At 66.4% G+C, this 19,616-nt stretch carries 18 protein-coding genes; 10 read left to right on the top strand and 8 right to left on the bottom strand.

Annotation, left to right across the window (positions count from 1 at the left end; genetic code table 11):
• Positions 1 to 548 precede the first annotated feature (548 nt).
• The 3 genes from QZ271_RS09340 (at position 549) to QZ271_RS09350 (ending at position 4,205) form a co-directional block, all read left to right on the top strand.
• Complete coding sequence (locus QZ271_RS09340; protein ID WP_291430794.1) at positions 549 to 1,808, top strand: ABC transporter substrate-binding protein; 1,260 nt, start codon at positions 549 to 551, stop codon at positions 1,806 to 1,808.
• A gap of 579 nt (positions 1,809 to 2,387) precedes the next feature.
• Positions 2,388 to 3,329, top strand: a complete 942-nt coding sequence (locus QZ271_RS09345) for a carbohydrate ABC transporter permease (RefSeq protein ID WP_291430796.1) — start codon at positions 2,388 to 2,390, stop codon at positions 3,327 to 3,329.
• A 24-nt stretch (positions 3,330 to 3,353) separates the two neighbouring features.
• Positions 3,354 to 4,205 carry a carbohydrate ABC transporter permease gene (locus QZ271_RS09350; RefSeq protein ID WP_291430798.1) on the top strand — a complete coding sequence of 284 codons (852 nt, stop codon included), beginning with the start codon at positions 3,354 to 3,356 and terminating at the stop codon, positions 4,203 to 4,205.
• A 330-nt stretch (positions 4,206 to 4,535) separates the two neighbouring features.
• On the opposite strand, the gene pfkA is transcribed toward QZ271_RS09350, so the two are convergent.
• The 4 genes from pfkA to QZ271_RS09370 all read right to left on the bottom strand — a co-directional run bounded on the left by pfkA (position 4,536) and on the right by QZ271_RS09370 (position 7,391).
• Positions 4,536 to 5,501 (bottom strand): 6-phosphofructokinase, encoded by a 966-nt coding sequence (gene pfkA, locus QZ271_RS09355; RefSeq protein ID WP_291430839.1) that lies wholly within the window; start codon positions 5,499 to 5,501, stop codon positions 4,536 to 4,538.
• Between the two features lie 102 nt (positions 5,502 to 5,603).
• The gene (gene rsmI / locus QZ271_RS09360) at positions 5,604 to 6,611 is read right to left on the bottom strand and encodes a 16S rRNA (cytidine(1402)-2'-O)-methyltransferase (RefSeq protein ID WP_291430800.1); all 1,008 of its coding nucleotides are present in this window, start codon (positions 6,609 to 6,611) and stop codon (positions 5,604 to 5,606) included.
• Positions 6,604 to 6,966, bottom strand: coding sequence for a hypothetical protein (locus QZ271_RS09365; RefSeq protein WP_291430845.1), 363 nt, complete (start codon positions 6,964 to 6,966; stop codon positions 6,604 to 6,606). The genes rsmI and QZ271_RS09365 overlap by 8 nt, the downstream gene beginning before the upstream one ends.
• Positions 6,963 to 7,391, bottom strand: a complete 429-nt coding sequence (locus tag QZ271_RS09370; RefSeq protein ID WP_291430802.1) for a hypothetical protein — start codon at positions 7,389 to 7,391, stop codon at positions 6,963 to 6,965. Before QZ271_RS09370 ends, QZ271_RS09365 begins: the two co-directional genes overlap by 4 nt.
• A gap of 173 nt (positions 7,392 to 7,564) precedes the next feature.
• Between QZ271_RS09370 and QZ271_RS09375 the strand changes: the two genes are divergently transcribed.
• From QZ271_RS09375 to QZ271_RS09400, 6 genes are all read left to right on the top strand, one after another.
• A complete protein-coding gene (locus tag QZ271_RS09375) occupies positions 7,565 to 8,005 on the top strand; it encodes a 23S rRNA (pseudouridine(1915)-N(3))-methyltransferase RlmH (RefSeq protein WP_291430804.1) in 441 nt (146 codons plus the stop codon).
• A 106-nt stretch (positions 8,006 to 8,111) separates the two neighbouring features.
• Positions 8,112 to 8,810, top strand: a complete 699-nt coding sequence (locus QZ271_RS09380; protein WP_367114351.1) for a GNAT family N-acetyltransferase — start codon at positions 8,112 to 8,114, stop codon at positions 8,808 to 8,810.
• 110 nt (positions 8,811 to 8,920) lie between these two features.
• Positions 8,921 to 9,391 carry a hypothetical protein gene (locus QZ271_RS09385; protein ID WP_291430806.1) on the top strand — a complete coding sequence of 157 codons (471 nt, stop codon included), beginning with the start codon at positions 8,921 to 8,923 and terminating at the stop codon, positions 9,389 to 9,391.
• A 113-nt stretch (positions 9,392 to 9,504) separates the two neighbouring features.
• On the top strand, positions 9,505 to 10,428 hold the full coding sequence (locus tag QZ271_RS09390; RefSeq protein ID WP_291430808.1) for a phospho-N-acetylmuramoyl-pentapeptide-transferase: 924 nt from the start codon (positions 9,505 to 9,507) through the stop codon (positions 10,426 to 10,428).
• Positions 10,404 to 11,402 (top strand): class I SAM-dependent methyltransferase, encoded by a 999-nt coding sequence (locus tag QZ271_RS09395; RefSeq protein WP_291430809.1) that lies wholly within the window; start codon positions 10,404 to 10,406, stop codon positions 11,400 to 11,402. Before QZ271_RS09390 ends, QZ271_RS09395 begins: the two co-directional genes overlap by 25 nt.
• Positions 11,403 to 11,622: 220 nt before the next feature.
• Complete coding sequence (locus QZ271_RS09400) at positions 11,623 to 12,267, top strand: monothiol bacilliredoxin BrxC family protein (protein WP_291430810.1); 645 nt, start codon at positions 11,623 to 11,625, stop codon at positions 12,265 to 12,267.
• Positions 12,268 to 12,547: 280 nt separating this feature from the next.
• Here QZ271_RS09400 and QZ271_RS09405 read toward each other — a convergent pair whose 3' ends face one another.
• The 3 genes from QZ271_RS09405 to QZ271_RS09415 form a co-directional block, all read right to left on the bottom strand.
• Positions 12,548 to 13,000, bottom strand: a complete 453-nt coding sequence (locus QZ271_RS09405; RefSeq protein ID WP_291430812.1) for a PA2169 family four-helix-bundle protein — start codon at positions 12,998 to 13,000, stop codon at positions 12,548 to 12,550.
• A gap of 556 nt (positions 13,001 to 13,556) precedes the next feature.
• A complete protein-coding gene (locus tag QZ271_RS09410) occupies positions 13,557 to 14,525 on the bottom strand; it encodes a hypothetical protein (RefSeq protein WP_291430815.1) in 969 nt (322 codons plus the stop codon).
• A gap of 428 nt (positions 14,526 to 14,953) precedes the next feature.
• Positions 14,954 to 17,212, bottom strand: coding sequence for a bifunctional (p)ppGpp synthetase/guanosine-3',5'-bis(diphosphate) 3'-pyrophosphohydrolase (locus QZ271_RS09415; RefSeq protein ID WP_291430843.1), 2,259 nt, complete (start codon positions 17,210 to 17,212; stop codon positions 14,954 to 14,956).
• Between the two features lie 644 nt (positions 17,213 to 17,856).
• Here QZ271_RS09415 and QZ271_RS09420 point away from each other — a divergent pair.
• On the top strand, positions 17,857 to 18,336 hold the full coding sequence (locus QZ271_RS09420; protein WP_291430817.1) for a hypothetical protein: 480 nt from the start codon (positions 17,857 to 17,859) through the stop codon (positions 18,334 to 18,336).
• Between the two features lie 42 nt (positions 18,337 to 18,378).
• Here the strand turns inward: QZ271_RS09420 and QZ271_RS09425 are convergent, their stop codons facing one another.
• Complete coding sequence (locus tag QZ271_RS09425) at positions 18,379 to 19,587, bottom strand: acyl-CoA dehydrogenase family protein (RefSeq protein ID WP_291430819.1); 1,209 nt, start codon at positions 19,585 to 19,587, stop codon at positions 18,379 to 18,381.
• Positions 19,588 to 19,616 lie beyond the last annotated feature (29 nt).

Below are 19,616 nucleotides of genomic sequence, written 5' to 3' on the forward strand. Positions count from 1 at the left end.
GGCATTTTCGGTCTTCACAAACAGAAAGTGTCCCCTACCGGGGACGCTTTCTCATAATTTCTGTCAGGCGGTCAGGTTGGTGCAGTTCCGAATCAATCCGAGCGGATGCGAATAGGAACGCCATACGCCCCTTCGCGGTATGGAGCCGCAGGCGGTGTCTTCCCGACTGTCGCGGAATGGCGCGGAATCCGTATGAGCAGTTTGCAAAGATCGCTCGCTCCGAGCGGACTCGTAGCGCTGAGCCGCAGTGCTGATAGCAGCCAGGCGGATTCCAGGTACGCAGGTTTCAACGCGGAGGCGTTGTCGGTCGTGGACGACACAGACGGCATCCGCAGGAGGCGCTGATCACGTTACGAGTGTTTCTTTCTGCGCCACGCCCTTCGGATGGTTGGCCCAGCCCACCGCTTTTTTTGAATCGGCCTTGGAACTGTTTCCATTGACAGGGCCCCGGCGAGCATGTAACCTGACGCTACCTGAAATTAATACATGTGGAACCGTTTCCCAGATGAAGCGGGCTGGGCCTGTCCAGCACCCACCAAGGGGGATGCATGAGGAAAGCTATTGCACTCGTGAGTTTAACCGTCGCCATTGCCGCCGCCACCAACGCCAGCGCCGTCACTGTGACGCTTGCCTGCGGAACCGTGGGCCAGGAACTTCAGCTCTGCAAGGACGGCGCTACTCGCTGGGCCAAGAAAACGGGCAACATCGTCAAGATCTTCGAGAGCCCCAACCTGACCAACGACCGCCTGGGCTTGTACCAGCAGCAGCTGGCCGCCAAGAGCAGCGATATCGACGTGTACCAGCTGGATGTCGTGTGGCCCGGCTTTCTGGCCCAGCACTTCGTAGATCTAAAGGGCAAGGTCCCCGCCGCTGAAGTCAACGCGCACTTCAAGGGCATCATCGACGCCAACACCGTAAACGGCAAACTGGTCGCCATGCCCTGGTTCACCGACGCCGGCCTCCTGTTCTACCGCACCGACCTGCTCAAGAAGTACGGTTTCAGCGCCGCCCCCAAAACCTGGACGGAACTGGCCCTGATGGCCAGCAAGGTCCAGGCCGGCGAGCAGAAAACCAATAAGTCTTTCGCCGGGTACGTGTGGCAGGGCAAGAACTACGAGGGCCTGACCTGTGACGCCATGGAGTGGCTGGTCTCCTTCGGCGGCGGTACCATCGTCGACAGCACTGGCAAAATCACCATCAACAACGCCCAGGCCGCCAAAGCTCTGGATACCGCCGCCAGCTGGATCAAGACCATCAGTCCCGCCGGCGTCACCACCTACGGTGAAGAGGAAGCGCGCGGCATCTTCCAATCCGGGAACGCCATGTTCATGCGCAACTGGCCGTACGCCTGGGCGCTCGGCCAGGGCGATGACAGCAAGGTCAAGGGCAAGATCGGCGTGGCACCCCTGCCCAGCGGCGGTAGCCGCAACGCCGCGACCCTCGGCGGCTGGCAGCTCGGCGTGAGCACCTACAGCAAGAACCAGGCCGCCGCCATCGAGCTCGTTCGCTACCTGTCCGGCCCGGCCGAGCAGAAGATCCGCGCCATCGAGGGTACGTACAACCCAACCATCCAGGCGCTGTACAAAGACAAGGACATCCTGAAGGCCAACCCCTTCTTCGGCAGCCTGTACAGCGTGTTCACGAGCGCCGTCGCGCGCCCTTCCGGCCCCACGAAAGGCAAGTACAACCAGGTGTCGCAGGCGTTCAGCTCTACCGTCAGTGACGTGCTGAACGGCAAGATGAAGGGGCAGGCCGCCGTGGCCAAGCTCTCGACCGACCTGGCCCGCATCAAGGGTCGCGGCTGGTAAGTGTTCACCACACGGCCTCGTTCGGGCCGGTGTGGGTCAGGGGGGGACGTCCGCGCCTGGGTGTCCCCTCCCCCCTTCCATTCTCTGATACGCACTGCCGTTTGTTTCGGCGAGAACCCGCAACCGCGCCGGGCCGCAATCTTCCGGGTCAGCAATCCCGTCTACTCGGACTCGCATCCGCGCGCATGGAGCGGTTGTCGAACCCCATTCCACCGATGAACGGATCGTGGGCACGGGGCCCAAAGCGTGCGTGTAATACGGATTCCGCTCCATTCCGCCACAGTCGGAACAGCGCCGCCTGCGGCTCCATACCGCGAAGGGGCGTATCCTGTTCCTACTCGCATCCGCTCGGATTGATTCAGAACTGCACCGAATCAATCGGAATCCGTATAACTTCAACGTGTCTCGCTGTTCCCTCACGGCATTCCGGTGCCCGCCATTCATTCACCGGAACATTCCGGTTAACGGTAGCGAATGATCCGGGGCCGCCCATCAATGCCCGCTCTGTGCCCCCTCTGTGCCCGGCCCGCCTGGATACCCGCGCCGTTCTGACCACGTGCCGAAGGAGGCTTTCCGATCATGACCGTGAATGCTGCGCCGCAACCCACCAAGACCCGTAGCATTGCGGCGGCCCGCGCCCGACAGGCCTTCTGGCTACTGCTGCCCACCCTGATCGCTATTGCGTTGGTCGCCGGGTACCCGTTGTACCGCACCATCTACTTCGCGCTGTTCGAGGCGAACCTGACTACCCCGGATCAGCGGACGTTCATCGGTCTGGAGAACTTCTGGTTTACCACTGACGACGGTATCGCGCTGGGCTTCCTGCAGGACCCCAAGTGGTGGGGCGCCGTGAAGAACACGCTGCAATTCACAGTGGTCTCTGTGTTCCTGGAGACGGTGTTCGGAATGATCATTGCGCTGGTCGTGAACAGTGCGTTCAAGGGCCGCGGGTTTCTGCGGACCGCCATGCTGGTCCCCTGGGCGATTCCCACGGTCGTCTCGGCGCAGATGTGGGCGTACCTGTACAACGACTCCTTCGGCCTGGTAGGGCGCGGCCTGCTGGGCGGCGTGGCGCTGCTGGCCAGCTCCAACGAGTTGCTGGGAGTCGAGCAGCGCATCTGGGCGATGATCGCGGTGGATGTCTGGAAGACCACGTCGTTCATGGCGCTGCTGCTCCTGGCAGGGTTGCAGAGCCTGCCGGGCGACATGTACGAGGCAGCCGACATGGACGGCGCGAGCAAGTGGACACAATTCTGGCGGCTGACGCTGCCACTGCTCCGCCCGGCACTCCTGGTGGCACTGGTGTTCCGCAGCCTGGACGCCCTGCGCGTGTTCGACATCATGTCCGTGATGCTGGGGAACGTCAGCGCGGCCCGCACCAGCATGACCGGGTACGCCCGTCAGGCGCTGATCGACAATCAACTGCTGGGCATGGGCAGCGCCGTGAGCGTGGCCGTGTTCGTGATCATCATGGTGATCGTCGTGATCTACGTCACGGCGTTCCGCGTGCGGTTTGACTGAACTCCCACACACGGAGGTGAACACATGAACCTGAAAAGCAAGAGTCCCGCCCTGTACTACCTACAACGCGCCGCGTTCTACCTGCTGGTGATCGTGATCGGCGTGTACCTGCTCGCTCCATTCTTCTGGGCGGTCCTGACCAGCCTCCGTTCGCCTGGCGACCTGTTCCTGACGCCCACGCAGTTCATGGCGGCGCAAACCACCCTCAGCAACTACACCGAGGTGTTCGCCAACCCGAACTTCCAGCGCGGCCTGCTGCAATCGCTGATCGTGGCGGTCGGATCGGTCGCCATCAGCCTGCTGCTGGGTGCGTTCTCGGCCTACGCGCTGGGCCGATTCCGGTTCAAGGGCAAGGCCGTCGTGATGTACGTGATCCTGGCGGTCAGTGTGTTCCCGCAGATCGCAGTGCTCTCGGGCCTATACACCCTGATCAACACCTTCGGGCTGTACAACAACCCACTGGGCCTGATCACGTCGTACCTGATCTTCACCATTCCGTTCACGGTATGGGTGCTGACCAGTTTCGTGCGTGACATTCCAGGCGAACTGGAAGAAGCGGCGCTGGTAGACGGCGCCAGCCCCCTGCAGACGCTGTTCCTGGTCCTGTTTCCGGTCATGATGCCGGCGCTGGTCACGACGGGCCTGCTGGCGTTCATCAACGCCTGGAACGAGTACCTCTTCGCGCTGACGTTTACCAGTACCAACCGAACCGTGCCGGTCGTGATCGCGAATTACTCTGGGGCCACGCAGTTCGACCAACCGTGGGGACAGATCATGGCCGCCAGCATCGTGGTGACGGTGCCCCTGATTATTCTGGTGCTGGTGTTCCAACGCAACATCGTGTCTGGCCTGACTGCCGGGGCCGTCAAGGGCTGATCCAGCCCGGCGGTCCGTCACGGCGGAGGGGGCCGCGCGCTCCGGAACGATGCTGGTCACACGCGGCCCCCGCCACCTGATACGGATTCCGCTCCATTCCACCACAGTCGGAAAAGCGCCGCCTGCGGCTCCATGCCGCGAAATCCGTATGCTGTTCCTACTCGCGTCCGCTCGGATTGATTAGGAAGTAACCGAATCAATCGGAATCCGTATGACAGGTTGACCTGCTTCGATGCTGGTCACTGCTCACACGGAATCCGCTTCACTACCGCAAAGGGGCGTCTCTTGCTCCCACTCACCCCGCCGGGCACGATGCTGCCCATTCGGTGATCAGATGCTGAGGGTTTTGGCGCAGCGGTACAGGTCGCGGCTCACGTCCTTGCGTTTCTGCCAGGTGTCGCTGAGCGGCACGTAGACGATGCCGTGGTTCTGGCGGCCGATCATGACGTTGCTGCGGCCGTCCATCAGTGCGTACACGGCGGCTTCGCCCAGGCGGCTGGCGAGCACCCTGTCGCTGCTGACGGGGCTCCCGCCGCGCTGGATGTGACCCAGGATGCTGACGCGGGTTTCCATGCCCGTGCCGGCCTGGATGGCGTCGGCCACGCCCTGAGCGCCACCCGGGTAGCCTTCCGCGACGATGATGATGCTGCCGGTCTTGCCCTTGGCGACGCTCTGCTTGACGACGTCCAGGACGCAACTGACGTCCTTGGCGTCTTCTGGAATGAAGACTTCCTCGGCGCCTCCGGCCACGGCGACGTCCAGGGCGATGTGGCCGGCGTGGCGGCCCATGACTTCGATCACGAAGATGCGCTCGTGGCTGGCCCCGGTGTCGCGAAGTTTATCCACGGCGTCCAGGGCGGTCTCGACGGCCGTGAAGTACCCGATGGTGTGGTCGGTGCCGTACAGGTCGTTGTCGATGGTGCCGGGCAGGCCGATCACGGGAATGCCGTGCTCCTGCTGGAGGGCGTGCGCCCCGTGGAAGCTGCCGTCGCCGCCAATGACGATCAGCCCGTCCACGTTCCAGTCGCGCAGGTGTTGCGCGCCGCGCGCGCGGCCTTCCGGGGTGCGCCAGGTGGAGCTGCGGGCGGTCAGGAGGATGGTGCCGCCGCGCTGGATGGTGTTGGCCACGTCGCGCGGCCCGAGGGTCTGTAACTCCCCGCGGTGCAGGCCGGAGAAGCCGCGGCGCACACCGACGACCCCGACGCCCTCGAAGGTGGCGGTGCGCACGACCGCGCGGATGGCGGCGTTCATGCCGGGGGCGTCGCCGCCGCTGGTCAGGACGGCGATCCGGCGCACGCCGCTGGGGTTGGGGTGACGGGTGGCTTGAGCGGTGAGGGGGGCGGCGTGGGATGCGGTGTGGGCGGCGGGGGCGTGCTGGTCGGTCATAGTGGCCTCGCTTCATGGGCGGCGTGTCGGCGGTTCGGCCTGGGTGCCGGTGGCCTGTAATGCCAGAGCATATGCGTCATTCTTACGCAAACCCTGCGATACGAGAAGATCACGTATATCCCTGACCCCCAGTCCCGTGGCGGCCCAGGTCTGCGCCTGCCCCAGGTGATCGACCTGCGCGGCCTCGGCGGCCCGCTCCGCGTCACTGCGGCCCGCGACGACCACGGCAATCTCGCCGCGCACGCCACCACTGAAGTGCGCGGCCAGTTCGGTCAGGGTGCCACGCGCCGTTTCCTCGAAGCGCTTACTGAGTTCGCGCGTGACGCTGGCCGCGCGCGTTTCCCCGCACGCCTGCGCGAGGTCCAGCAGCGTGGCGTGCAGGCGGTGTGGACTCTCGTACAGCACGCTGGTTTCCGCACGGGCCGCGACGGCCGACAGGCGTTCCTTGCGCTCCCGGCCACTGCGCGGCAGGAACCCCTCGAAGGTGAAGCGCCCGCCGGGCAGGCCCGACAGGACCAGCGCGGGCACGAAGGCGGTCGCGCCGGGCAGCACCTCCACGGGAAGGCCGGCAGCCACGGCCGCCTGCACCAGCTCCGCGCCCGGGTCGCTGATGCCGGGCGTGCCAGCGTCACTGACGTACGCCAGGCGCGGGTACTTCTCCAGGACCTGCGGCGCGCGGCGCATAGTGTGCGCGTCTAGCCGCACCAGCGGCTTGCGGATGCCCAGGTGCGTCAGCAGCGCCCCGGTGCGGCGGGTGTCCTCGCAGGCGACCGCGTCGGCGGCTCGCAACACGTCCAGCGCCCGCAGCGTGATGTCACCCAGGTTCCCGACCGGGGTGGGCACCAGCCACACGCGCGCCCCGTCCGGAATGACGGGCGGGCTGAAGTCGGTGTCCGCCACTGCGTCCCGGTCCGGGTACAGGTCAGGGCCGGGTTGCGTGCCCGGGCCTCCGTGCCGGTCGGGATCAGGTCGGGGCTGTCCGGGCGGGCCAGGGTACAGACCGGTGCGCGGGTCACTCATTGGCCGGTTCTGTTCCGGGCTGCAGTGGTCCGGGGCGCAGTGGTCCGTGCCGCAGCGGCGCGGTCAGCACATGCCCGAATTCACTGGCGGCGCTGCTGGCCCGCTCGCCCAGTTGACTGGCCTGCTCACTGGCCTGCGAGCCGATCTGCGCGGCGCGTTCCGTGAAACTGGCGGCCAGTCCGGTGTTCGGTTTCAGGCGCACCTTGACCTTGCGCGGGCGCTTGAGAACGTTGGTGATGCGGGCGCGTAGCAGTTCGCCCTCGCCGACCGTGACGGTCACGACCGTGCCTTCGGGCAGGCGACCTCCGATCACGACAACCACGCCGTTTTCCACGACGCCCTTGTAGGCTTTCATGCTTCTCTCCTCTGGGCGCGGCGTTGCCGCCGCTCGGCGCTCGACAGTGATTCCCTCAACGCGACGATCTCGGACTCGCGTGCGCCAGCCAGCCGCGCGTACCGGTCGATGACTTCTGCGGCCTCGCGGCGGCGATCCAGGCGCAGCAGCATGCTGCCCAGGTGCTCGTCCGACACGAAGTACGACCGGGGATTCTGCGGATCGGCCTCTACCTGCGCGCGCGCCGCTTCCAGCCGCGCCAGGCGGACGCGGTGCCGGTTGACCTGCCAGCGCACCAGGAACGTGGCCAGTCCGAAGGTCAACAGGGCGCCCATGACCGACACGGACACGGCCTCCGGCACGCCCACCACCGATCCCAGACGCACCGTCAACGGAAAACAGAAGGCCAGGACGGCCAGGACAGCCAGGGTCGCCGCGTAGTTCACGAGCGTTCTGTCCGGACGGCCCGCCGGTTCGGTCCAGAAGTGTTCGTCGCGCCTTGCATGACGGACAGTCTAACGGGCCGGAGCGCGCCGCACCGTGCACGCCACCCGCCTTCAGTCTGCGCGTCCCCGGGAGGAGCGCGGTCAGTGCGCCGTGGTGACGTAGGCTGGCAGGCGTGAGGCTGCACCTGATCACCGTTGGAGAACCGAAACTCGCGTACGCGCGCGCCGGATGGGACGAGTACGAGAAACGCCTGCGCCGCTACCACAAGCTTCAGGTGACTCGCGTGAGCGGCCGCACCCAGGCCCTGGAAAGCGAGGCGGTGCGCCGGACGGCCGGAAAAGCCCCGCTGGTGCTGCTCGACCCGCGCGGCCGTCAATATTCCAGTGAGGACCTCAGCGGCTACCTGGACGCGCAGGCGCTGGGCGGCGTGGGCGAACTGGCCTTCGCGGTCGGCGGGCCGGACGGGCACACGGACGACCTGCGGGCCTCGGCGCACGCCCTGTGGAGTCTGGGCCTGCTGACGCTGCCGCACGACCTGGCAATGGTGGTTCTCGCCGAGGCGCTGTACCGGGCGAGCACCATCAGCGCCGGGGAACCCTATCACCGGGGCTGAGTCACCGGGGCTGAATCACCGGGGCTGAATCACCGGGGCTGAGCGCGGGCGCTGGTCCGCACCTGCGCGGGGAGGCGCGGCGTGGGCGACCGCTACGATTGGCAGCGTGAACGTCCCACCGGCCAGCCCTGACTCCATCCTGCCTACCCCCGCGCCGCTGCCGGAGGCGCCGTTGCCGGAAGCGCCGCTGCCGGAAGCGGAGTGGCTCCGCGCGCCGGTCCTGGCCGGGCGGACCGTGACGCTGGGGCCGCTGCGCGACGAGCACGCGGCGGACCTGTGCGCCGGCGCCACGCCCGACACCCTGCGGTTCCTGGCGCGGGGTGGACCGACTGACCCGGGCATTCCGGGGTGGGCGGCGTACGTGGCGGCGCTGAACGCCCTGCCGCGCCGCGTGAACTTCGCGGTGCACCGAAACAGACCGGAGGGGGCCGGGCTGGGGCCGGTGGTGGGCCGCATCAGTTTCAGCGAGGTGAACGCCGCCGACGGCTGGGCCGAGATCGGCACCATGCTGCTGCCCGCCGCGCAGGGTACGGCCGTGAACCCGGAGGCGAAACTGCTGCTCATGACGCGCGCCTTCGAGGTACTGGGGGCCGGGCGGGTGCAGTTCAAGGTGGACGCCCGCAACGAACGCAGCCTCCGGGCCATGACCCGCCTGGGGGCGGTGCGTGAGGGCGTGCTGCGCGCCTACCAGCGCCGCCCGGACGGGTTCACGCGCGACTCGGTGATGTTCAGTGTGCTGAGGGGCGAGTGGCCCGCAGTGAAGGCGGGCCTGCAGGAGCGCCTGGAGTCCCAGGGCGGGCACTGATCATCGCGCGGGAGAAAGCGTGAATCTGTGTGTCCCCCCCATCTTGGGGTACGTGTTCATGAGACCTGGGTCAAGATTGCCAGCATGCCTTTGCTACGCTCGGAGTCACGATGTCTGCCCGCACCTTCCCTTCTGCTCTGGCCTCCGTTCTGCTGACCCTGCTGGTCCTCTCCAGCCACGGCGCCGCCCTGATCGTCCCCATGCCCGGCTGGACGCCACTGCACGGGGACGCCAACGACTGGGCCGACGCCACTGGCCAGTGCGTCCTTCGTGAGGAACGTCACGGTCAGGCTTTCCCGCAGTTCACGACGCACGACGACGCCCTACTGTTCGCGGTGAAACTCCAGTCGTCGCTGGGTCGGAGCGTCAGCAACGTCGTCACGCAGCCCGTGGACCGCGGCGGGCAGTGGGGAGTGCTGGCCGCGTACGACTATCAGCAGGCGGGCGTGAAGTACCGCGTCAGTCAACTGTTCCTGAGTGACAGCGGGGTGCTGCGCACCGTGACTGGCAGCAGCGCCGCCCTGAACACGGCTGCCTGCGTGCCTGCTATGCGCGACTTCATCCGGTACCTCGCCAACTGACAGGGCCGAGCGGGCAGGGCACAGGCAGCCGCGCACGGGCGGGCGGTGGCCGGGCGCGTGGTAGGCTCCTCGGTTGAGATGAGTGTCCTGTTTGCTTTCCGGGTGGTGCGGCCATGATGGTCGTCACGGCGCTGCTTTCGTGGTTCCTTGTGGGCCTGTTCGTGCGCGTCAGCCGGGCTCGTGGCTGGGGGCAGAAGGTGCGCGTGGACGGCCCTCAGACGCACCTGGTCAAGGAGGGGACACCCACGGCGGGTGGCGTGGCGTTCGTGCTGGCCGCCGCGCTGGTGTTCTTTCCGCTGTACCTGAGCGGGCACGCGGGCGGGCCGCGTGAGCTGATCATCATGCTCGCGGCGCTGGCGATGGGCGTGATCGGCGGCATCGACGACCTCCTGAAGATCCGCTCGCGCATGACCGGCAAGGGCCGCACGGAACTGCTGGCGCGCGAGAAGTTCCCGTTGCAGTTCGTGGTGTCGCTGGCGTTCGCGTACTTCGCCGCGCCGCTCGCCGCGCATGAACTGCGGCCCGGTCTGGGTCCGGTGGCCGATGTGATCCTGCTGACGCTGGTGATGGTGGGCAGCGTGAACGCCTTTAACTTCACGGACGGGCTGGACGGCCTGCTGAGCGGCGTGGCGATCATCGTGCTGCTGCCGTTGCTGGCGCTGTCGCCGGTCAGTGCGCTGCTGGTGGCGGCCCTCCTGGGCTTCCTGTGGTTCAACGCGCACCCGGCGCGGGTCTTCATGGGCGATATGGGCAGTCACGCGATCGGCGCGGTCGCGGCCGGCGCGTACGTGCTGTACGCGGACGTGTGGCTGCTGCCGCTCGCGGCGATCATTCCGGTGGCGGCAGTCCTGAGCGTCGTGATTCAGGTGGCGTCGTTCAAGTTGCGCGGCAAGCGGGTGTTCAAGATGTCGCCCATTCAGCATCACTTTGAGCACGCGGATATCGGCTGGCCGGAAACGCACGTCACCATGCGCTTCTGGATGGTGACCGCCGTGGCGACGGCCGCGGTGTGGTGGATTCTGGGCGGGCGACCCTGACCTTCACGGACCTGCTCTCAGGCGTGCCGGGTCTACTGGCCGCGCGGGCTTACCTGCCGTCGCTGGGGACGACCGTGTACCGCGCGGCGCACCTGACCGAGACCGGGGGGCTGTTCACGCTGGACATCGCCGGGGACGCCGGGATCCTGAGCCTGTACGACCCGCTGGAACCCTGGGAGGAGCAGGCGCTGGCCGACGCCTGCGGGCGCGCGGGCAGTCTGGCCGGCGTGTACCTCAAGCGCCGCCCGGTCGAGGCGCGGCACTCGGCGAACATGCACCGTGGGTACCTGTCTCCTCCTGACCCGGTGTGGGGCGAGGCGCGGCCCGAGGTGACGGCGCTGGAGGACGGTGTGCCGTTCCTGATCCGGCCCGGCGCGGACCTGAGCGTCGGTCTGTTTACGGACGCCCGCCCCGCGCGCGCCTGGGTGCGCGAGCACGCCACCCACGGGGAGGGCCGGGTCCTGAACACGTTCGCGTACACCTGCGGCTTCGGGGTGAACGCGGCCCTGGGGGGCGCGGCGGTCGTGAAGAATGTGGACCTGTCACGCAAGGTGCTGGCATGGGGGCAGGCGAACTATGCCCTGAGCGGCCTGAACGCCCCGGATACGGATTTCCTGTACGGCGACGTGTTCGAGTGGCTGGGCCGCCTTGCGCGGCGCGGCGCGCAGTTCGATCTGGTCATTCTGGACCCGCCGAGTTTCGCGCGTGGCCCGCGCGGCACCTGGCGCTCCGAGCGGGAGTACGGCGGTCTGATGGCGCTGGCGTCGTCCGTCACAGCTCCTGGCGGGCAGGTGCTGGCGCTCCTGAACCACGCGGGCGTGACGCCCGGCGCGTTCGAGCGGATGGTCCTGGCCGGACTGGCGGGCGCGAGCTGCGGCGAGGGCCGTCGCGCCCGCCTGACTGACCACCTGAGCGCCGGGGAGGATTACCCGGGCGCGACGCACCTGAAAGCGCACGTCTGGACCCTGGAGTAGGCGCCGGCAGGGCAACAGATTCTAAGTACACTGCATTTATCTTGTCGATAAACGGCGCGGAGCGCGTAACAGAAGAAAGTACGTTGGAGCGGGAATGGAGAGGTTCCGGTGCTTTCCCGGCATGGCGCAATGTGAGCTTCAAGGTACTTAGTCGGCGGGAAGGCAGGACAAACGGAAGCGGAATTACTTCGTTTTCTAAAGCGGGCGCTATGCTGACGGTATGACCCAGACCGCCCAGAACGAACCCCAGGTGCTCGTGCCGCTGACCACACCCGAGGAAGTCGATCAGTTCCTGACCGAGTACCCGCTGGCCGCCGTGTTCAAGGCCGGCACCTGCCACAAGACCATGCAGGGCTTCGGCGTCCTTGAAACCTTCCTGCAACGCCACGACCTGCCCGTCGGCTTCGTGCGCGTCGTGGACTGGCGGCCTGCCAGCAACCACATCGCGCAGCGCACCGGCCTGATTCACCACAGCCCACAGCTGATCCTGTTCCAGAACGGCCAGCCGGCCTTCGAGGTGAACAACTGGGACATCACGCCCGAGGCGCTCGGGCCGGTATTCGAGCAGCATGTGCCGCTGCGCAGCGGCCAGGGGGCCGTCGCCACCGACGACAACGCCGAGCCGTACCGCCGCCTGATGCGCGCCTTCCTGGACGGTCAGCTGAGCGAGTGGGCCTTCCAGGATCAGTACGTGAACATGTTCCGGGACGACGCCAGCCTGCGAAGCCAGCGCGAATTCGAGCTGCTGTCGCGCCTGTTCGGTGATCCCGACGCCTACCACGGCGGCCTGCATCAGCTGGGCGCGCCGCAGGAACGCGGGGACCTGAAAGCCCGCGTGCGGGCCCTGCTGGACGAACTGGGCTAAGACCGGCCATTCACTTGGAACCAAACAGAAGGGGGAGGTGATCCGGCGCTACGGTGCGGACGCCTCCTCCTTCTCGCAATCAATATGCGGATTCTGTCAGGCAGCGTCTACACAGCTACAAACGCATATGACCACGAGCAAAAGCAGGGCGCCCCTATCGGCAGAGCAGCGGCACAGTCCCACAAATGACCTGTGCCGCTGCTCTGCCGAAGTCACGGGCCGAAGCCGCTCTCCGGGGATCCAGGCTAAAGGGCTTGCCTGCCCTTTTCGCCAGAAGCCTTTAGCTGGCCTGCATGCTGTGCTTCAGGTCGCGGATCTGGTCGTGGCTGGCCTTCACGCGGCTGAACTGCCCTTCCACGAAGGTGCGGATCTCGGCGGGCAGGTCGGTCTCTTTAAGCACATCCTGGTAGTTCTCGACCGCCACGTCCTCACCGCGTTCCGCTTCCGCGACCACGGCGTAATCGTCACGGCCCGTGACGGCGTCGCGGACGTTCAGCCAGGTGCGGTGCAGCGCGGCCCCAACGCTCCCACCCTGGCGAGGCGTATCACCAAGGGCGGCGATCTTCTGCTCGACCTCGGCGGCAAGCTGCTGACGCTGGGCGCTCCGTTCATTGAACAGCGACTTGAGCTTGGGATCGGTTGCGTGCTCAGCGGCGTCAGCGAAGCCTTTCTCACCGTCGCGCAGCGTGCCGAGCAGGTACTGAAGTTTACCGAGGACAGTTTCGTTGTTCATGGTGGTGCCTCCTGAATGGGGATGATGTGTGGCAGTTCCGTCTGCTACTGGCATGGGAGCGGGAGCCGCGAGGCCCAGCGTTCCGTTCCTGACAGGTCAGGGCGCAGCCGGTTTGTGCAACGAGAACAGCCTAGGTCCCACTCAGATCTGCACGATGATGGGCGAACCAAGGCAGCGTTTATGAGAGCTTGAGCGCGGGTTTCGGCCTCTCACATAGAGCGAATTCACACTATCTGCGCCGCTCCACACATGCTCTGCTTGCCGGTAACTTCACCCCTGCGGATACGGCCTGCGCTCCATTCCCCTGGCGTCTATTGTTCCTATCTGCATGGACCCGGACTCGATCGGGACTGAACTGAAGCAATCGCAGTTAGTCTCGAGCGGGAGCGGCGCTCAGTGGATCTGAGTACACTGCGTTTATCTTGTCCATAAACCGCGCGGAGCGCGGAGCAGAAGAACGTACGTTGGATCGGGAATGGAGAGGTTCCGGTGCTTTCCCGGCATGGCGCAATGTGAGCTTCAAGGTACTTAGTCCGTATGATAAACGGCTGGCCGCTCAGCTGAGGGTCAATGCGAACGGCGTGTCCAGTCCGGCCTGCGCCGCTTCGCGGGCCACCAGCGGCGCGTAGCGCAGGGCCAGCGCGGCGCGGTAGGTGCGCTGCGCGAGTTCCCGGTCGCCCTGCGCGTCCCGCACCTGCCCCAGTCGCGCCAGGGTCAGGCCCGGCAGGCTGCGGGGTTGATCGTCGGTCAGTCCGTGCGCGGCGCGTTCCAGCAGGGTGCGGGCGGTGCCCAGGTCACCCACCGCGAGGTGAATGCCGGCAGCGGCGGCGTCCAGTTCGGGGCGGGGCGTCACGGCGTCCCCTGCCTCGCGGTTCAGGCTGTCGAGAAGCCCGCTCAGGTCGTCGTCGTCGTTCAACTGCCACGCCCGGTCAGCCAGGGCCCGCAGGCGACTGGTTTCACCTGGCTGGAACCCGCTCAGGTCGGGGAGGGCCGCGCCGGGCAGCAGGTTCAGCAGGTCAGGCAGGTCGTCCAGCGGGACAATCAGGACACCCCGCGTGTCCCCGAGGCGGGCTGCCAGTTCCGTGAGGCGCCGCAGACGCCAGCGGGTGCCCGGTCCCTCATCCAGCGCCTCGCGCAGCCCCTGCACGGCCTGTTGCACCCCGGCCAGCACGTCCGGGTGGCAGGCTCGCGTCAGAGGCAGGGGGGCCGTGACGAGTTGCGCCAGAACCGACTCGGCCTGCGCGGCGGCCCGCAGGCGCTCACGGCCCTGAGGGAACTGTTGCAAAAAGTCCTGCAATTGGGTGTGCTCGGCATCCGCCCAGGCCCAGTCCCCGACCAGACCGTCCGTGATCTCCACGCGGGCAGCAGGCAACGCGTCCCGAAGCGGGTGGTCCGGGTCCGTGCCGCTCCCCCACACAACCGTGCTCACCCCCAAGAAGCGCAGGGCCTCCACGACCGTGCCCGCGTTGAACTGGGGTTGCAGCCTGAGCAGGTCCCCCAGGTCCGGCAGCAGGGTCAGCGTCACGCGCTGCTCCGCACCGGGCAGGCTTGAACGGTCTGGATTGACGGCATTCCGCGCAGTCTAGAGCATTGACCAGACGGGAAAGGTCTCTGTGGCGGGCGACGTAACGCATATGGACTGCCGGCTGTGTCGTATCGTTCACCGCTCAGCAGTGCGGCGGGTGGCCGCTGCCGCCTCCCAAGCCCGTTTCTCTCCTGTTCGCCCGCGGGTCCGCTCAGGTCTAGGTACCTTGTAGCTCACATGGCGCCCTGCCGGGAAAGCACCGGAACCTCTCCATTCCCGCTCCAACGGACTTTCTTCTGCTCCGCGCTCCGCGCGGTTGATCTACAAGATCAACGCAGTGTACTGAACGCCCTCGATGCCACCCTTAGGCGGGGTGCGGATGGAGTTGACTGGGCGAGGTGGACAGGCACGTCCGCCAGCTCGGTCCGTCAGGCACTGGCCCCGTTGCGCTTGCGGCCGCCCACGCGGATCACGTCGTCCACCCCCTCGACCTGCATGATCACGCGCCGCATGTTCTCCAGGTCGCTGTTGCCCAGCACCGGCAGGCGCAGGTGAATCACGGCGACCTCCTCCATGCCCACCACGGCCTCCACCCGGGTTGGGCTGCGCTTCTCGCGTGCCAGGATGCCCAGCACGTCTGCCAGCAGGCCCGCACGGTCCGGGCCGATCACGTCCAGGTCCACCAGGGTGGTGCCGGGCGTTCCGGCGTCCCAGCTGGCTGCCACGCAGCGTTCCGGTTCGTCTTTGAGCAGGCGGATCATGTTCGGGCAGTCGATGCGGTGCACGCTGACGCCACGTCCGCGCGTCAGGTATCCCATGACCTGATCGCCCCGGATGGGGTTGCAACACTGACTCAGTTTGGTGGTGGTAGTAAACCCCTCCACGAACACGCCGCCAGGTTCGGGGACGCGTGGGGTCGGCACGCGCCGCGCCGGGGCCTGCTCCTGCGCCAGTTGAGGTGACAGGACGCGCCCCACCACGCTGGGCGTGAGCTTCCCGGCGTGCAGCGCCAGGTACAGGTCGTCCGGGTTGCGGGTGCCCAGCAGTTTCTGGGTGGCGTCCTCAAGCAGTTTGGTGCGCATCAGTTGCCGCACCGCCAGCTGCCGTTTGCGCAGGTAGCGTTCGAGCAGGTCGTGCCCGCGTTGCAGCGCCTCGTCGCGTTCCTGCATGCGGAAGTGATGCCGGACCTTCGCGCGGGCGCTGCGGGTCACGGTGAAGTTCAGCCAGTCCTTGCTGGGGTGGCCGTTCTTGCTGGTCACGATCTCGACCATGTCGCCGTTTCCCAGCCGGTACGAGAGCGGCACGATGCTGCCGTTCACGCGCGCGCCCACGGTCGTCTCGCCGATGCGGGTGTGAATGTGATACGCGAAATCCACGGGGGTGCTGCCGGACGGCAGGCTGATCGCCAGGCCCTTGGGCGTGAACACCCGCACCCGCTGAGAAAGGATGTCGGTCTTCACGGCGTCCATGTAATCCGAGGCGTCGTTGATCTCGTTCTGCAACTCCCGCAGCTGCGAGATCCAGTTCTCGCGGTCTTTTTGCGCCAGCTGGTTGCCCTGCTTGTACATCCAGTGGGCGGCCACGCCGTACTCCGCGACCTCATGCATGCGCCGCGAGCGGATCTGCACCTCGATCGGCTGGCCACTCTGGCTGATCACGGTCGTGTGCAGCGACTGGTACCCGTTCGGTTTGGGCACCGCGATGTAATCCTTGAAGCGGCCCGGCAGCGGCGTCCACATGGAATGCACGATGCTGACGGTGTGGTAGCAGATGCGCTTCTCGCGGGTCGCTTCGGCCCGCTCCCGGCGCACGTCGTCCGTTCCGGGCGGCACGACCAGCTCACGGGGGGTCAACATGACGCGGATGGCCAGCAGGTCAAAAATCTGCTCGAGCGCCTTGCCTTCCCGCTGCATCTTGGTGTGAATGCTCCACAGGTGTTTGCTGCGCCCGGCAATGTCAATGTCTGATACCCACTCGGGCAACTCCAGATCGTCCTCCAGGGCCTCCTGAAGGTCTTTAACGGCGCGGGTGATGAGCGCGTCGCGTTCCTCCTGCCGGGTCCGCAGACGCGACTGCAGGTACTCGTACTCGTCGGGTTGAAGGTACCGGAAACTCAGGTCCTCGAGTTCCCACTTGATCTGCCCGATCCCCAGCCGGTGCGCGAGCGGCGCAAAAATATCCATGGTCTCCCGAGCGATCCGCTGCTGCTTCTCGGGTTTCATGCTGCCCAGCGTGCGCATGTTGTGCAGCCGGTCGGCAAGCTTCACCACGATGATGCGGATGTCCCCGGTCATGGCGATCAGCATCTGCCGCAGGTTCTCGGCCTGCATGTCCCGCCCGGCGTCACTCACCTCGGCCGACTGAGAACCCTGCTTGGAGAGTTTGCTGACCTTCGTCTCTCCCTCCACGATGCGGCGCACGTCCGTCCCGAACTGCTGCTCGATCATGCCGAACGTCACGTAATCCACGTCCTCGACCGTGTCGTGCAGCAGTCCGGCCATGATGCTGTCGGTATCCATGCCCAGCCGCGCCAGAATGAGCGCGACCGCCACCGGGTGCGTAATGTACGGCTCGCCACTCTTGCGGTTCACGCCCGCGTGCGCGTCGAGCGCGAATGCGTAGGCCTTCTCAATTCCTTCTACTTCTGCCGCAGGCCGCGCTGAAACCAGTGCGCGCAGTTCGCTCATGCCGTGATCGCCGTCAGCCACGCCCTGCACAATAGCGCCCCCACACCCGGGCACATCCGCGCTGCGCCACACACACGGTCAAGCGCACCCGCAGACCACCAGAACCACGCCCCGGACGGCAAACGAACGCCCACCCCGGAAACAGTGGGTGGGCGGGAAGATGACGGGAAAAGCAGTGCCCCTAGCGCCGGTCACGCACGCGCACGGGGATCGGCACCGGCTGTGGTTGCAGGCTGCCTTTCAGCACCTCGCGGAGCCAGTCAACAAATTCACGCAGGCCCTTCATGCCTCCCAGTGTAAAGACCAAAGCCTGACAGAGATGGCACGAAGCTTACGATAAGTTCACACCCCGGACTCACACCCGCCGCACCGTGCTGCACGCACGCCAGACAAACGTCCCGGCCGTAGCACAGGCGGCCCCCCACGCACGTACCTGCCAGATTCTGACAACCGCCTGCCAGTGACGACGCAGTCCGGTCAGTACGGGTGCACACTGCATGCGACACTGCTGCATGCATTCCCTTCAACTGCCCTTCTTTCAGGAAGTTCGGGACTTACGCCGCATCCTGATCGCCGGAATGGGCGCCGGGTAGGCTGATCCCACGGCCCTGACCCTCAGGCAGCTCCGCCAGACGCTCGGTGATATGGACGCTCCCGAACTCCGCGAGGTCCTCGTACCTCTGTACCGTGCCAGCGCCGACAACAAACGCCAGCTGGCCGCGCTGCTGGAGGGCGACCACAGCGGGCTGCTCGACCGGCTGGACGCCGAGCTGGAGAAGGCGTTCCGCACATCCGGCCGCCTTCCCACCATAAAGGTCGGCGGGGCGAAAAAAGCCCTGACCGCGTACCTGAAAGTCGCCGCGCCCGCCGACGCGCTCGACGCCGAAATGCGCTACGTGGAGGCGGGAGTGATGTGCCTGCACGTGTACGGCGACTGGCCGGAGAATACCTACGCCAGCATGAAGGGCGTCTTCGAGAACGCCCTGAAGAGAGCGGCGGCCCTCGACGCCAAGGACATTCCGTTCAAGCGGCTCGAACGGCTCGTGAAGAATGCCGACGCTTTCGGGTACGGTTTCTCGGATCAGATCGCGTTCCTCTACGACGAGTTCCTGGAAAAGCTGTAAGAGCCGGAGGACTGACCCACGGCCCCTCCTCTGCCCCTCCGTTCAGTCCGCGAAGCGGTTGAGGACGTCGCGGCTGATCACAAGGCGCTGCACCTCGTCGGTGCCTTCGCCGATGCGGGTCAGGCGGTTGTCGCGCCACATGCGTTCCACGGGGTATTCCTTGATGTAGCCGTACCCGCCGAGCATCTGAATGGCCTCGTCACAGGCTTCCACGCCGACGGTGGTGGCGTACAGTTTGGCGCGGGCGACCGGGACGGTGAAGTTCATCCCGGCGTCCTTGAGGTCGGCGGCCTTGCGGATCAGGAGGCGCGCGGCTTCCAGTTTGGTGTCCATGTCGGCGAGGCGGAAGCTGATGTTCTGGTTGGTGGCGATGGGTTTACCGAACTGCTCGCGGCCGAGCGTGTAGCGCGTGGCGTACTCGAACGCGGCGCGGCCCAGGCCGAGGCCCATGGCGGCGATGCCGACGCGCCCGCCGTCGAGGACTTTCATGACGTCCTTGAAGGCGTTCCCGCGCTCGCCCAGCAGGGCGTCTGCGGGCAGGTGAATGTCCTCGAAGATCAGCTGGGCGGTGTCACTGGAGCGCAGGCCCAGTTTGTCTTCCTTGCGGCCTATCGAGAAGCCTTGCACCTCGTCGCGGTTGAACACGAACGCGCTGATGCCGTCGTTCTTGCCCTTGCCGGGGCGGGCGGGGTCCGTGCGGGCCAGGATCACGTACGTGCCGCCCACGCTGCCCTGCGTGATGAAGTTCTTGCTGCCGTTCAGGATCCAGCTGCCGTCCGGCTGCTCCCGGGCGTTGCTCTGCATGCCGCCGCTATCTGAGCCGCTGCCGGGCTCGGTCAGGCCCCACGCGCCCAGGCGCTCAGCACTCGCCAGGGTGGGCAGGAATTTCCGCTTCTGCGCGTCGGTCCCGCCGATCAATAGGTGGCCCTGGCACAGGCTGTTGTGGCTCGCCACGGTCAGGCACAGGCTGCCGTCCACGGCGGCGATCTCCTCGATGATCTGCGCGAACGTCGCCGTGTCCAGTCCGGCGCCGCCGTATTCCTCGGGCGTCTGCGCGCCCATGATGCCCATCTCGCCGAGCTCTCGCACGAGCTGCGTGGGGAACTCGCCCGTCTGGTCACGTTCGGCCGCGCCGGGTTCCACCTTGTTCTTCAGGAAGCTCTTCAGGGCGCTGATGATCGTGCGCTGCTCGTCGTTCAGGGGTTGCGTGTTCGGATTGCTGGCGTCAGGGCGGTGCAGGGTGCTGGTCATGGGGGGCTCCTTTGGAGGGGTTGATAGGT

The organism is Deinococcus sp. (genome assembly GCF_018260555.1).
In the GTDB taxonomy this organism is placed as follows: Bacteria; Deinococcota; Deinococci; order Deinococcales; family Deinococcaceae; genus Deinococcus.